At 44.3% G+C, this 13,984-nt stretch carries 13 protein-coding genes; 3 read left to right on the top strand and 10 right to left on the bottom strand.

Annotated features, from left to right (window positions below; all coding sequences use genetic code 11):
• Positions 1-6 precede the first annotated feature (6 nt).
• Entirely contained in the window at positions 7-2,142 is a 2,136-nt protein-coding gene (locus G632_RS0103960; protein ID WP_022767738.1) for an HD domain-containing phosphohydrolase, read from the bottom strand.
• A 47-nt stretch (positions 2,143-2,189) separates the two neighbouring features.
• Positions 2,190-2,801, bottom strand: a complete 612-nt coding sequence (locus tag G632_RS0103955; RefSeq protein WP_022767737.1) for an Hpt domain-containing protein — start codon at positions 2,799-2,801, stop codon at positions 2,190-2,192.
• Between the two features lie 118 nt (positions 2,802-2,919).
• On the opposite strand from G632_RS0103955, the gene G632_RS0103950 reads away from it, so the two are divergent.
• Both G632_RS0103950 and G632_RS0103945 read left to right on the top strand, forming a co-directional pair.
• Positions 2,920-3,531: a hypothetical protein gene (locus tag G632_RS0103950; protein ID WP_022767736.1), complete on the top strand. Its 612-nt coding sequence runs from the start codon at positions 2,920-2,922 to the stop codon at positions 3,529-3,531.
• The gene (locus G632_RS0103945; RefSeq protein WP_022767735.1) at positions 3,528-4,502 is read left to right on the top strand and encodes a hypothetical protein; all 975 of its coding nucleotides are present in this window, start codon (positions 3,528-3,530) and stop codon (positions 4,500-4,502) included. Before G632_RS0103950 ends, G632_RS0103945 begins: the two co-directional genes overlap by 4 nt.
• A 3-nt stretch (positions 4,503-4,505) precedes the next feature.
• Here the strand turns inward: G632_RS0103945 and G632_RS0103940 are convergent, their stop codons facing one another.
• From G632_RS0103940 to G632_RS0103920, 5 genes are all read right to left on the bottom strand, one after another.
• On the bottom strand, positions 4,506-5,255 hold the full coding sequence (locus tag G632_RS0103940; protein ID WP_022767734.1) for a hypothetical protein: 750 nt from the start codon (positions 5,253-5,255) through the stop codon (positions 4,506-4,508).
• Entirely contained in the window at positions 5,252-5,965 is a 714-nt protein-coding gene (locus G632_RS0103935) for a hypothetical protein (protein WP_022767733.1), read from the bottom strand. The genes G632_RS0103940 and G632_RS0103935 overlap by 4 nt, the downstream gene beginning before the upstream one ends.
• Positions 5,962-6,783: an ABC transporter ATP-binding protein gene (locus tag G632_RS0103930; RefSeq protein WP_022767732.1), complete on the bottom strand. Its 822-nt coding sequence runs from the start codon at positions 6,781-6,783 to the stop codon at positions 5,962-5,964. The genes G632_RS0103935 and G632_RS0103930 overlap by 4 nt, the downstream gene beginning before the upstream one ends.
• 15 nt (positions 6,784-6,798) lie before the next feature.
• The gene (locus G632_RS0103925) at positions 6,799-8,901 is read right to left on the bottom strand and encodes a M13 family metallopeptidase (RefSeq protein WP_022767731.1); all 2,103 of its coding nucleotides are present in this window, start codon (positions 8,899-8,901) and stop codon (positions 6,799-6,801) included.
• Positions 8,902-9,103: 202 nt separating this feature from the next.
• A complete protein-coding gene (locus G632_RS0103920) occupies positions 9,104-9,565 on the bottom strand; it encodes an Hsp20/alpha crystallin family protein (RefSeq protein WP_022767730.1) in 462 nt (153 codons plus the stop codon).
• 330 nt (positions 9,566-9,895) lie between these two features.
• Here G632_RS0103920 and G632_RS0103915 point away from each other — a divergent pair, with 330 nt between their 5' ends.
• Positions 9,896-10,309: a hypothetical protein gene (locus tag G632_RS0103915; RefSeq protein WP_022767729.1), complete on the top strand. Its 414-nt coding sequence runs from the start codon at positions 9,896-9,898 to the stop codon at positions 10,307-10,309.
• 15 nt (positions 10,310-10,324) lie between these two features.
• Here G632_RS0103915 and G632_RS0103910 read toward each other — a convergent pair whose 3' ends face one another.
• The 3 genes from G632_RS0103910 to G632_RS0103900 form a co-directional block, all read right to left on the bottom strand.
• On the bottom strand, positions 10,325-11,242 hold the full coding sequence (locus tag G632_RS0103910; RefSeq protein WP_022767728.1) for an AEC family transporter: 918 nt from the start codon (positions 11,240-11,242) through the stop codon (positions 10,325-10,327).
• Between the two features lie 3 nt (positions 11,243-11,245).
• Entirely contained in the window at positions 11,246-11,974 is a 729-nt protein-coding gene (locus G632_RS0103905; RefSeq protein WP_022767727.1) for a metallophosphoesterase, read from the bottom strand.
• A gap of 127 nt (positions 11,975-12,101) precedes the next feature.
• A complete protein-coding gene (locus G632_RS0103900) occupies positions 12,102-13,856 on the bottom strand; it encodes a glycoside hydrolase family 13 protein (protein WP_022767726.1) in 1,755 nt (584 codons plus the stop codon).
• Positions 13,857-13,984: the final 128 nt, after the last annotated feature.

The following is a 13,984-nucleotide window of genomic DNA, read 5'->3' as shown; positions in this document are numbered from 1 at the left end:
CGCTCCTTACATTTCTCTGTTGTACTTCTTCAAAATAACCTTAACTTCAGGCAGGTTCTCCATAAAGACCTCTACGCACTTGGGGTCGAACTGGGTTCCTGAGCCCTCTGTTATGATCGAGAGCGCCTTGTCCATAGGGAATGCAGGCTTATAGACTCTTGGAGATGTAAGAGCATCAAATACGTCCGCTACAGCCATTATTCTGGCTGAAAGCGGAATAACCTCTCCGTGAAGTCCGTCAGGATAGCCCTTGCCATCCCATCTCTCGTGGTGGTAAGCTGCCATATTTCTGGCCTCTTTGAGGTAGTTCTCACCTCTGACGGTACTGATGGCATCCTCCATGATCTTTTTACCGGTCGTTGTATGTGTCTTTATGATCTCAAATTCTTCATCAGTAAGTTTTCCGGGCTTATTAAGCACAGCATCCGGAATGTTGATCTTGCCTATATCATGAAGAGGCGCAGAACGCACTACATCTGAGATAAACTTGGCATCGATCTTCTCCGAGTAATATCCCTTTTTCTGCAATCCTTCCACTATTATCTTGACGTAAGCAGCGGTCTTCTGAATATGCGCTCCGGTGTCGGAATCCCTGTTTTCAACCATGTCCGCCATGGTTATGATAAGACCGTCCTGCATCTTGGCTGTAGTATCAGAGAGCCTTCTTAGGTCTCGCATTTGCTCTGAGAGGTTCAAGGTCATGGTACAGATAGAGTTATAGAGCTGCTCTACTTCGTCCTTGGTCTCAATCTCCAATGACCTGATACTTCTTACGTTTTTATCAAGCTGTTCCTGCTCATAACCAAGGTTCGAGAAATTATCCACGCACTGGGCCATACTTCTTATGGGATAAACCATGGTAACGTTGGTAACCCACAGATTATGCGCAATTACCAGAATGAAGAATCCCAAAAGGATAAAGAATGTCTTTATCGAAAAACTCTTCATGTATTCCCGCATATTAGTAATGGAAACATCTGCAACTCCATAGCACGCCACACGTCCGGCGCTGTCCTTTATGGGTAGGAAAATTGAACGCGTCCAATTGTTGATATTTCCGTGTTCAAGAGGAGCGACATTTTCCCCCGCGAGGAACTGTGGCAAATGCTCCATGAATCCCTCTTCATACTCGATCTTTGTCGGTATGGTCTCTACGCTATCGCCGTCCAGGTCAAAGATTCTTCGTCCCGCATCATCTTCAAATTTCATAAAAAAGAGGTTCTCAACAGACTGTGATGAGTCCTTGATCTTTTTAAGAAGTTCCTGGGTCTCAAGATAGCCTTCAGCTCCCTCTCCTGCTGCAATGTAATCGTTTATCCTGTCCGGATCGATAACTTCTGCAGAAAGTTTCAGCGCATTTAATGCATCAATGGTCTTCTCCTGCTTGGTATTACTAAAGTACAGGCTAAAGCCGGTCCATCCTGTCACAAGCACCAGTAAAAGAGATGTGCTTATGACAATGGCAGTTGTCCTGTTACCCATGCTCTTCTGCGTGGATTTTCCCCATTCCTTGAGTTCTGCGATCTCTTCCTTGCTAAGTGGCTTCTGTTTCCAGTTTCCCCTCTCAAACCTGGTTTGAACGCTGCTTGGGATTATTTTAAGAAGGACTACAGCAACAATTGCAGAGATGCCAAGGTCAAGAAAATACCTGAAAAGAATGTAGATATAGTAAGCTGCAAACAGATTTCCGCCTATTGCTGCAGCAAAAAGAACCGTAGACTCAGAATTTCTGGCTACAGTTGCACCGTCAAGGAGATTCCAGTTCATGACAGCACTTACAGTACCGGCAACGAACGCTCCGATCAAAATATAGATTATAACTTTGGAAATTTTTTTAAATGAGTATTTTCTGATGTACCACACTGTATATATGGCTATTACTGCGTTAAGAAAGCCAAAATACACAGCCTCCGGGTAATAGATCCCGCATACTGCACTGGTCATTACTGCGGTGAAAATGCCGGGGAAAAGGCCTCCTACCGCGGCTACAGTGATGGTACCGAAATTATTAAAGAACAGTGGCATTCCGATTTTGCCCATCACAAAAGACAGCAAAACATTGACCACGACTCCGATCAATGCAAGCACAATTCTGATGCCGGCTCCGCCTTTTGTTGGACTGGGATATCTATATTCAGCCATGATTCACCATCCACGGGTATAGAGTACGATAAAGCGCATGTCTATTATCATTTTACCACAACCATCGCTTCTATATTTCCCCAATCAAAATTTCTTAATAGTTTTTCTAAATTTTTAACTTTTTTTTCATCCTCCGGCGGAAGTTTGTACTCATTTAGCTCAGATAAGACCATCTCTACTGCTTCGTAATCCATCTGGGGTGCAAATTCCGCAATGGCTGCATAAGCGCCGGCAAGCTCAGACTCGGATATGAAAGGCTTATCGCTTTTAGCATCTCTGCCGTTGTCATTTATAGATTCTATTGGTGATAGTTTTTCTTTGAAAGAAGCACAAACCTCAAGAAGCTTCGGAGTTTTATCAGTGATCTTTTCCCTGTTGTTTTCATCTCCTGCGTGTTCCAGCTCCTCTGCGAGGTTCGAGAGCTCTTTTGCCCCCATTATCCTTGCTGTGCTCTTAAGAGAATGTACCTTGATGGTATAAGTCTTAATATCCTCGCTGTCAAAAGCGTCCCTGATCTCCTTAATACGGTTCTCAAGGGTATCAAAAAAAGTCCTGATAAACTTGATATACTGCTGAGGCTGGCCACAATTCCTCATGCCCTCAGCCGGATCAATGTCCTCAACTTCATTGATCCATTTCAAAGATTCAGGTAGTTCCATTGCTATTTCCCCTCTAGATAAATCTTTAAGTACAAATATATGATAAAATATTTATATGATAAATGCTAATAAAACCGATCAAAAAAATCGCGAATCTATCTTCTTAAACGAACATCTGATGACGGCCACTTGCCTGTTCACCGTTATAACAAGTGTTATTTCACTGTTCTTTATCCCCTCTCAGGGCGATTCCTTTACAAAATTTGAGATCCTGGTCAAACTCCTGACCACCATCGCAATGCTTTTTGCCTTCAAATACTACAACTGGGATGTGGCAAAAGGCCTTATGGGTGGCGTATTGTTTTGTCTTATGTATCAGGAGGCCTATCTGGTCCTGGGGCGTCTTTGGGGCGAGCAGGATTTCGACACCTACCTGGTGGTGGGCGTTCAGGGCAGTCTGTACCTGGCAGCTGCCGGAATGTCTTTTCTCATGACCATCATTATAACCATCAACCACTTCATTATAAACTACGCATCCCACGGGAATCCCGAAAATGTCATATTCAACCGCATGGCAATTATCTTCAAACTGGCTGTGTATGTGCTCCTTCTGGTAACCAACAGTAAACTGGGCTTTTCCTCTGAGATGCTTTGGAAAAATGCCCTCCAGTATCTGACGGACATTGCAATACTGCTTCTGATTGTCAGCATTGAGTCGCAGTTTGATTCCTTTAAAGTGCTTCGCCAGGAGCTACTGAAATTTAAGCGTGAACGGAGAAAAAATAAATGAACACTCGCAAACGTCTGACAGGAATATGGCTCATGGCCATGGCTCTTCTTTCGCTGTGCGCATATACTGCCTTCTTCGTGGCCCAGATGTGGCTAAATATCCTTTATGCTGTATATCTTTCTCTGGCGATCATGCAGGTATCGGCCCTGATCGTCTATTTGTGGGGCACGGAAAAGCTGACATTTAAGCCTCTGCGAATGCTGTACCACCTTTTCTGTGCATCGTCCTTTCTGGTTATACCATCATTTGTCTTTATTTTCATGGGTTTAATTTCACAATATCACATCAAAATTCCCGAGAGCATCGATGCCAGGAATATGCCCGTGGAAAAGATACTTCCCGGAAACAGGACAACCATCTATAACACAGGGACTGTCTATGTCTTTTTCCCTGAATATACCAGTGCCGAGCTGGTTACAGGAGATCGTCCTTCAAAAAGAGATGATTCCATTACCTGGTGCTGCGGAGCAGCTTTCCAGCACACTGTAAGCCTTGGATTTTCCGAGGAAAATGTAGAGGGAGATCACGCTGTAAACGGCGCTTACTATGAGAGTCCCTACACAAGAGATGCCTTCGGAGCATTTACTTTTGCTGATGGAAAGTTTGCTTTTACCTTTGACGGCGCAAGAGATGCCATTAAAAGCGCTGCTGATGCCGGCGGAAATGGATTCATGCAGTTTGCACTTATAGACAACAAAAAGACCGTTATGAACTTCGACAGACCCAGAGCGCGCTGCTACAGGACTATCGCCGAACTTAACGGCCATCTTTGTATTATAGATTCAGTTAACATGCTGCATTTCGATGAGTTCCTCTCTGAACTCGACAGGCTCGGCGTCACAAACGCCCTCTACATGGACATGGGCGCAGGCTGGAACTACTCCTGGTATCGAAATGCTCAGGGGAAAGTTGTTACTCTCTTTGGGCTTCCGGTGCCCTGGTCTCACAACTGGATCGTTCTCCGTAAATGAGCTTTAGAATTCAAGCTCTTTTTTCCTGAAGATCAGCATGGTTATTCCGAGAGCTCCGAGGATGTAGATCAGTACCGCAAATAAAACATATACAATTCCACCCGCAAAATCTCCCATTATAAAATCTGAGGCTGCAACAGACATCATGCCATCGACATAATATCTCTCTGCATGATATTTGGCGAGATTGGTCATCTGTAATATCAGCTCAAGGGAGAGAGGAATTATTATCTGGAATGTAAGATACGCAAAAAGGCCTATTGCCGCATTTTCCGAAAGGAAATAGAAAAAAGCTGCTATTGTAACATAGGCTATTGTCGCAAGGAATTCCATTATAAAGGATACAATAAGGAACCTGGTCTCAATAGGAGCAAATGTCGCTCCAAATACAGCCTTAAGTATAAAAACATAGATAATGGTAATGGCCTCCATCAGCAAAGTCATCACGCACAGATCCAGAAATTTCCCGATAACAAATTTGTCTCTCGAGAGCCCTCTTCCTATTACCCCTATCATTACCATGGATTTGAACTCATCGGCATATATGCCAAGAAGTGCCGCAAATCCGATGATCTTCATTGCAAAAGAATGAAGTCCAATAAGCTTGCTGAATACGGCAAAGCTTCTGTCCGGGGCTTTGCCAATTGAGTTTGCAATGGATACAGCATCGAATATGAACCATGCAAGGAGCAGTATCCAAGGGAGTATTTTAATAAGGACGCGCTTAAGATCAGCTTCAAGTAGTCTTCTCATAGATCCATCTCCCTTCTGTCAAATGTCGCAATATTGATCGCTACAACGATAGCCAGATAAATAAGTGCCGGTATGATCGTATAACCAATGTTTCCCGCCTGGAAATCCGCAAAGGAAGAATCCAAAAGGCCCATAAAGCTTATGTCATAAACAGGAAGTTTAAATCTATCCTGGACCGCCTTTAGAAGGCCGGTCCCAACAGCGCCTGCCAGCACCAGTACCAGCATGCCTCCGGCTGCGCTCATGGTTAGGAAAAGAACCAGTGATGCCAGTGCCATTATTCCAAGTCCTCTGATGACGCTGTATACGCAAAACAGAAGAAGAAACGCGTTCTGTTTGGGAGATATCGGAAGCCCTGAAACAGTATTCTTTATCAGTGCTGCAACATACAGGATAAGATATGTTCCGCAGTATAATACGAGTGAGTCCTTAAGCTTGGAAAACACTATGTTTTTGCGCTCCATTCCCATTCCGATCATGCTTATCATGATTCCGCTCTTTATCTCATCGGAATAGACTGAGAGAAAAATTGGAATACTAAGGAATATGAGTCCAATATTACCGAACATAGACTTGTACAACTCCATCTGTCCGGCAGCTGTACTGGCAGCATCCTTAAACAGTATAAACAGCACCAGTATCAGCACGATCACGTACATTGACGGCTTGGCTATTATTCTTTTTAAATCTGCTTTCATCAGTCTATTCATTGATTTGAACCTCCGATCAGTCGGAAATAAACATCCTCGAGAGAAGATTTCTCTGTGACCTCACGCATGATCTTGATTCCGTTCTCTTCCAGCACTTTCTTGGCTCTTTCAACGTCATCTACTGCGATCTCAACTGCCGGCTGATTCTCCTGAAGATCCTGCTGAGTGATCTCTTTTACCACATAGCCTTCATTGACAATTCCAAATCTGTCAGCTGTATGCTCAAGCTCTCCCAGAATGTGGGATGAAATGATAACCGTCATACCAAACTCATCTCTGAGTTTCTTGACCAGATTACGGATATCGGCAATACCCTGTGGATCAAGTCCGTTGGTGGGCTCGTCCAGAATGAGAATGTCGGGATTTCCAAGGATAGCATTTGCTATTCCAAGTCTCTGCTGCATACCAAGAGAGAAGGATTTTACAGGCTTATTGACGCCTTTAAGGCCAACTATCTCAAGAACCCTTGCAATCTCCTGCTTGCGCTCTTTTCTGGGGATTCCCTTTACAGTTGCAAAGTACTTAAGGTTCTTTTCAGCATTGAGGTAATTATAGAATCTGCAACCAACAAGGAAGCCTATCTTGCTTCTGTTCTTAAGAAGCTCCTTCTTGGTCGTAGAACCCACAATTGATACGTTACCTGAATTAACCTCAGACAGGCCCAGGATCATCTTAAAGATTGTGGTCTTACCTGCGCCGTTTCTGCCCACAAGGCCGTAGATATCGCCCTTGTTTACCTGCATATTTACGTTTTTAAGCACTTCGTGCTTGCCATAGGATTTATTTACATTTTCAAGTTTAATTACCGCTTCGCTCATCTTATTTCCTCCCTATTACCAAACCGCGATCCTTTTTTCAGGTTCGAGGTACATGCCATCGCCTTCTACTATTCCGTATGTCTCGTAAAACTCATCAAACTGCTGCAATCCAACATTTACTCTGTAAAAAGCAAGAGGATGAGAATCCCCGGAGAAATAGCTCTTTTCCGCTTCCAAAGGCATGTTTACCCTCCAAAGCCGTGCATAGGAGGTAAAGAACAGATCATAGTCAAAGTCCGGAACCTTGGAGGCCAGATAAAGAGTTGCCTTCAGGCCGCCCATGTCGGCTGTTGCTTCTCCGGTAAGGTTTGCTCCGTTATAAAGACCTGATCCCGGAAATGGCGTTAAGGTCGAATAATATGAAGCAACCTTGTCGTTGAGATCAACAAATGCCACCTGATCATTGTAGGGCAGCCAGGAACTCTTTATGCCGTTCTTGTCGTAAAGAGATCCGCCACTGTCAAAGCCGTGAGTAATCTCGTGACCGATTATGGCGCTGAGTCCCCCCAGCTTCTCTTCATAGGTCATATCAGGTGAATAGCTGTTGGGTTCGCATATTCCGGCACAGATATATATTCCGTTGGTTGCCGGGTTATAGAATGCGTTTGTAGTTGTAGTAGATGTGTCTTTTCCAAGCGGATCCCAATAATCCTTCCTGAATTTCTCACCTGCGAGGAAAGCTCTGTGATTAACCGAATATCTCTGCATAGCATAATAGGCATCCAAAAAGCTTCCGCCCTCTTCTTTGGATTTGAACGGAGTCTTGCTGTAATCAAGAACTTCAAAATTCTGATAGGCTATATGGATTCCTATATTATTAAGCTTATCAAGGCATGCTGCCTTGCCCTCGTCAGACAGCCAGGGCTCTTCGGCAAAGATCACATTATATGCGTCAATAATGTCCTCTGTCATTTTTGTAAGCTCTGCTGTGGTTGCATCATCGAAATAGTTCTCAACATAGGTTTTGTTGAGAGCTCCGAGCATTGCTGTATGGCCTATGAAATACTCGAACTGCAGAGAGTCTTCGCGCTGCTGCTCTGACTTACCGAAGTCCATAGGCTGCTGGGTCTTGGATTTAGAGAATTCACTCATTTTATCCAGTGTGTCCCTATCAAGGCACATTGCACTGTCCAGGCAATAATTGACTATCAGATAGTCCTTCATCTCGTCCAGATTGCTCTTCTTGCACAGCCCTGCGAGCCTCTTTGTGTAAAACTCGGAAATAACCAAATATTCAGCGTTTGAAAATCCCCAGTCATCCAAAAGTTTGATAAGCGGGAATTTTCCTGCGATATTTGCTGCCTCATCCCTGGTTTTTGTGCTCTGTGCCACGTCTTCTAAAGTCATGTCCACTGTTGAAGAAGCAACTGCTTTTTCCCACTTAAGGCAGTTCTTAAAGATCTTTTTCGCATCGCTCTTCGGATAGCCAAGGGCCTCTAACATGTACAGCACCTTGTTCTCTACCTGTTCATACATCTCAAGAGCCGATGCTGCATTCAGCCTGTCATAATAAAACTTCCCGTTCGGAGCCTGCAGGGAAAGCTTCGGGGTATCTACTATTGTAAGGTTAATATCGGGATACTCTTCAATATGATATGAATCCATTACGTCCACCGTTATCGGCGCAAGCGCAAGTGGATTTCTCTCAAGATCTCCAAAGAAAGCATACAGTTCATCCATGCTGCTTATGGATTCAATGTCTGCTATATAGGGCTTTAGAGGTTCTACGCCCTGACTATTTCTATAATCCCAGTCTGATGAAAGCGCATAGTACTTTCTGAGTACCTCCGCCTCTTCTCCGGGTAGTGATTCATCTGTGGCAGCTTTTTTCATCTTTTCCAGAACTGCATCACTGATGTCCTGGAATACTCCGTAGTATTCATTTCCAACTTCCAGCTTCCACTCTTTGTTTTTGGCCGCTGCGAAATCATCCTGCGGGCGATACTCCTTATCCGCCTTCACTGAATCATAAAGGTCGGAGTCAACCCACCCCTTGCTCAGCGCAGAGCTAAGACGATCCTGAAAGCTTTCTGCCGTCTCCTTGGAAACTGCAGAACATGCCGTTAGGACAAAGGCCATCACCAGCGAAGTCACAACAATCGTCGGTCTTTTCTTCATCAGTCCTACTCCTCTCGTAACTGTGTCATTATAAACCTCAACAAATCTCCTATTTACCATTATAACGGTAATTATGCACCAAAATTCCAAAAAGAATATAAATTTTGAGCCCCGGGGACGGAGTCAGGGGCTCATTTTTCGGAGACAAAAAAAGAGCCTCCGCGTAATGCGGAGGCTCAAACACTTACATATCAGGTATCGGTTATCCTTCGATAGCTATCAGATTCTTTTCCGGAATCTTCTTGTCCATAGCTTTTTTAGGAATTGTCAGATTCAGAACGCCGTGTCTGTAGTTGGCTTCAATGTCGCCTTTCTCGACATTCTCACCTACATAAAAGCTCCTGCTCATGGATCCGGCGTACCTCTCCTGACGGATCAGTTTGCCTTTCTTGTCCTCATCTCTGTCAAGGTTCTTGGATGCGCTTATCGTGATGTAGCCGTCGTTCAGTTCTACTGTGATGTCTTCTTTCTTGAAGCCCGGAAGATCTATTGAAACCTCATAGTTGTCGTCCTTCTCACGGATATCGGTCTTCATCATCCTTGCTGCCTTTCTTCCGTAGAGCTTACGCTCCATGCCTCGACTCATGTCGTCGAATTCCTTCATGTAAGGGAATCCAAACAGATCGTCTATGAAATTCTCTTCAAAAATACTAGGTGTTAACATAATGCTTACCTCCTTTGCACAAAAACAATTGGTTAACTGTTATTGAGCAATGGGACGGAGGGTTTAGATCTTAGGAAAGTTAAGTCCTAACGGTCTTCTCTGTTCCTTTGTTCTATAATCACTATAACACCACTATTAGCACTCGTCAACCGAGAGTGCTAATTTGGATAAAAAGCTATTGTAAACTCCAATACAAAATTAATCTTTTTCCAAAAAAGGGGAATTAAACTCCGCTATTACGCTGCATCAGCCATGTAACTATGCGTCCCACTGGCTTATCATCGTATTATCTAAAACACTATTTTGTTTGATTTAAACGGAGGAAATACCATGTTTGATATGAGAACAAGAGAAATACAGGAAGCCATTGCTGCAGCAGACGTTGCACTTGATCATCTTGAAAGAGCTAAAAGGAGCCTCTCAAGCGCCAGCGGATGGGGATTATTCGATACCCTCGGCGGAGGATTTATCAGCGGCCTTATTAAACACAGCAAAATGAGCGATGCTGAGCATGAAATTAACCAGGCAAAGCAGGCGCTTGAAAAATTCTCAAAAGAGCTTAGAGACGTAAACGGCTATTCATCAGTGCACATCAACGGATTCCTTACATTCGGAGACCTCTTCTGCGATGGATTTTTGATGGATGTCATTGTACAGTCCCAGATTGGCAAGGCAAAGCGCGAGTGCGAAAACGCAATAAATCAGGTTACAAGCATTAGAAATGACCTTCAGAGGATGCTCTGATCAGGCCACTGCTCATCATAATTGGAGCAAAAGAGATATCAGCGGAATGGTAGCTACTGACAAAAGCGTAGATAATGCTACTCCCTTAGAAGCCAGGGCGTAATTACCCCCATATTGCTGTGCAACCATTGCAGTCATAGAGCCTATCGGAGTTGCCAGCATAACATAGCACACCTGCAATATCAGCTTGTCATCGATGAATAAGCCAAGGAGCAGAACTCCAAGGATCGGCACTGCTATCAGCTTTATCAGTGAGAACAACAGGAGCTTAACATCACCAAATAGCTCCCTGACTTTTATGGAAGTCATGGACTGGCCGATTACCATCATACTAAGAGGTGCAGCAATGCTGCTGAGGTGCTTGGCAGACGAAGTGATAAAAGAAGGCATATGAATACCGGAAACGTATATAGTGATCGAAATGATGCAGGAAATAACGCCAATGTTCAAAATCTTTTTGAGTGGATTCCCGCCTTTAAGCGGATTATCACCCTTAATTGCTGCTATTCCGTATGTATACATGAGAAAATTATAGGGGAACTGAAAAAGCGCCCCGTACAGCACTGCTTCCGGACCATACGCAGCCTGTAAGATGGGAAGCCCCATAAACCCTACATTGGAAAAGATCGTCATGACGCGGTATATACTTTTGTCATCGCTCTGTACCCTTAGAATTGGCAGAATAATGAAAGATATCACGATCAAAAAAGCATACACTGCCAATGTAACAAGAAATCCAAATAACAGGGAGCTTCCCCTGATGGTACTTTCCTCATTCATTCCCGCCGACAGGATCAAGGCCGGCGTTGCGATATTTACCACGATCCACGAGAGGGTCTTACAGCCGCTGTCTGTGAGAAAGCTCTTTTTCCCACAAAAAAACCCGATCCCCATCATTATGAATAAAACGATCATCTGCTGAACCAGAACCATCTGTCAGTGCCCCTTAACATAAAACTCTTCCATAGTCTCCAGGCATATCGCCACAAGATTCCCTCCCATGACACAGCCACAATCTATATCTAAAAGATTTCCGTTCCTGAAAACATGATTATCTTTCTTTCCAAGAAACCAGGTCGGAGTGTGGCCGATAATGAATATGTCATCTCCCCTATCCCAGTCTTCCTCGAAATCGGGCCTGTCATACAGAAACTCCTCAATCGACGACAGGTCAGCATTCTCAAGGTCTTCAAGGCTGTGGATGTTCTTGCCGATAGTGTGAACAAGCACAAACCTCTGCCCGTTAACCGTAACTTCCTCATAAAGAGAGAACTCCTGAACATACTCCACAAGAGCTTCCCGATCATACGCCGAAAGCCGCCTAAATGCGTCAGAAGTTATCTTACCACCATTTTCGCTCAAAAACCAAAGGTTTGTATCCGTGATGAAGTCCATGGTAAGCGTCTTTTCCACTGCTTCCTCAGAATTTACCTCTTTTAATCCGGGCAAAAGAACTTTAAGCATCATATTCTCGTGATTCCCGGCGATGGGGATGACATTTGGCTTATTCATCATCCAAGCCAGAACCTCCACCGGCTTAGGCCCACGATCAACGCAGTCTCCAAGCACATATAGCGTATCTTCATCAGAGAAACCAATGAGCTTCACTAGCTCCATCAGTTCGTCGTAACATCCATGGATATCTGAAACAGCGTAAGTTGCCATAAATACCCTCTTTGAGTCCGGTTTTGGTTTCCTTTAACATTGTATCACAGTGAGTCATTGGGGACGTTTCACTTTGTCTCATTTTGAGTCACCGGGGACGTTTCACTTTGTCTCATTTTGAGTCACCTTATTTCTTGAGTATCAGCACCCCGTTAGGCTCCAGCTTACCATCACTCCACTTGCGTGAGTATACAACGCCCTCAAATCCGCTAACATCGATATCCACCGCATTCTCCTCACAGTTAAGGTAAATCTGAATGCTCTCATTTTCCCCGATCTTGGTAAAAGAGATAACCCTCTTCTCCTCAATATCATTGGGGAAGTGGAAGTTTCTGCTCTTGCAGGACTGCAGAGTCTTTCTCATCTCGATGAGGCGCTTCATCTCTGAAATCTCGCCATCTTTAAGGCCGGCGTCAATCTCATCCCAGGGCATACAGCGTCTGCAGTCAGGATCATAGGATCCATCCATAGCCACCTCTGTACCGTAGTAGATACAGGGGCTTCCCGGCATAGTGAACAGAACAGCAAGCTGCTGGTAAAAGATATCTATGTTGTGCCCTGCTTTATCCAAAAGCCTGTTGGTATCATGAGAATCTAGGAGGTTGAACAAAACATCGTTCACCTGGGCATAATACATGGTAAAGCATCTGTTTATGTCGTATTCAAAAGACTCTCTTCCTCTGTTCTTGTATACCCAGAAGTCCGAAATTGCCGTAGTAAGCGGATAATTCATGACAGAATCATACTCATCTCCACGCAGCCATGAGATCGAATCATGCCAGATCTCGCCAAGAAGGTAGAAGTCCTCCTTCATATGGCAGGTCATATACCTCAAAGCCTTAAGGAATGAGTGTGAAACCTCATTTCCTACGTCAAACCTCAGTCCGTCTATGTCAAAGGTCTCAATCCAGAACCTGACAATATCCAGCAGATAGTCCTGAACCTTGGGGTTATTGGTGTTGAGCTTTGGCATGTACTCTGCGAATGCAAAAGAGTAATACCTTCCGTCCCTTGTATCCCTGCCCTTCTCAAGTGGCCACTTATTGATCATGTACCAGTCAGCATATTCAGATGCCTGGCCCTTCTCCACAATGTCCTCCCACATAGGATGGTCAATTCCGGTGTGGTTAAAAACCGCATCCAGCATAACTCTGATGCCCAGCGCATGAGCCTCGTCCACCAGCGCTCTGAGGTCCTCATTGGTGCCAAACTGAGGGTCAACTTTCTTGTAGTCCTTAGTGTTGTACTTGTGGTTACTGTGCGCTTCAAATATAGGATTTAAGTATATTCCGGTAATTCCAAGGTCCTTAAGATAAGGCAATCTGTCACGAATACCTCTGATATCTCCGCCATAGTAGTCCTTAAAGCCAACTTCTCCGGTCTGCCAGGGCATAACACCCTCGGGATCTATGCTCTTATCACCATTGCAGAATCTCTCGGGAAAGATCTGGTACCACACCGTATCGTTGACCCAGGCCGGAGTCTTGCACACATCCGCAGGATTCATCCAGGGCATGATAAAGTAAGAAAGCACCTTTCCTTCAGTATTCATCTCTTCTTCGGTGTAAAAACCATCCTCGAAGAAGTACATAACCTCATCTCCGGCGTGGAGCTCAAAATAATACTTGCATCTCTTATATTCCGGGCGAAGTGTGGTGGTCCACCAGATGTGATCCTTGAGCCTTTTCTTGAAGCAGATTTCTTCCTTCTTTCCGCTCCAGCGCTCGTTTCCGCCCATTATTCCGGCATCATAGGGGTCTCCGTAGTATATAAAGACTTTGTCCACATCATATCCGGTTTTGATATTGATTATTAGCTGCTCTGAATCCAGTGGATAGCAGTACTGTTCTGACATTCGATGATAAATAGCACTTAAAAACATGGGTATCTCCTTTCGGAAAACGTTTTCCGTAACAAACACTACTATATCCTATCCGTTTCAAAATTGCAACACAATTCTGAAAATGAGCCACTGACTCCGTCCCCAGGGCTCAAAAATGAGCCCTTGAC

It is taken from the genome of Butyrivibrio sp. NC2007 (assembly GCF_000421405.1).
Classification (GTDB): domain Bacteria; phylum Bacillota; class Clostridia; order Lachnospirales; family Lachnospiraceae; genus Butyrivibrio.
Note: the sequence above shows the minus strand (reverse complement) of the source record. Positions and strands in the feature narration are given on the sequence as shown.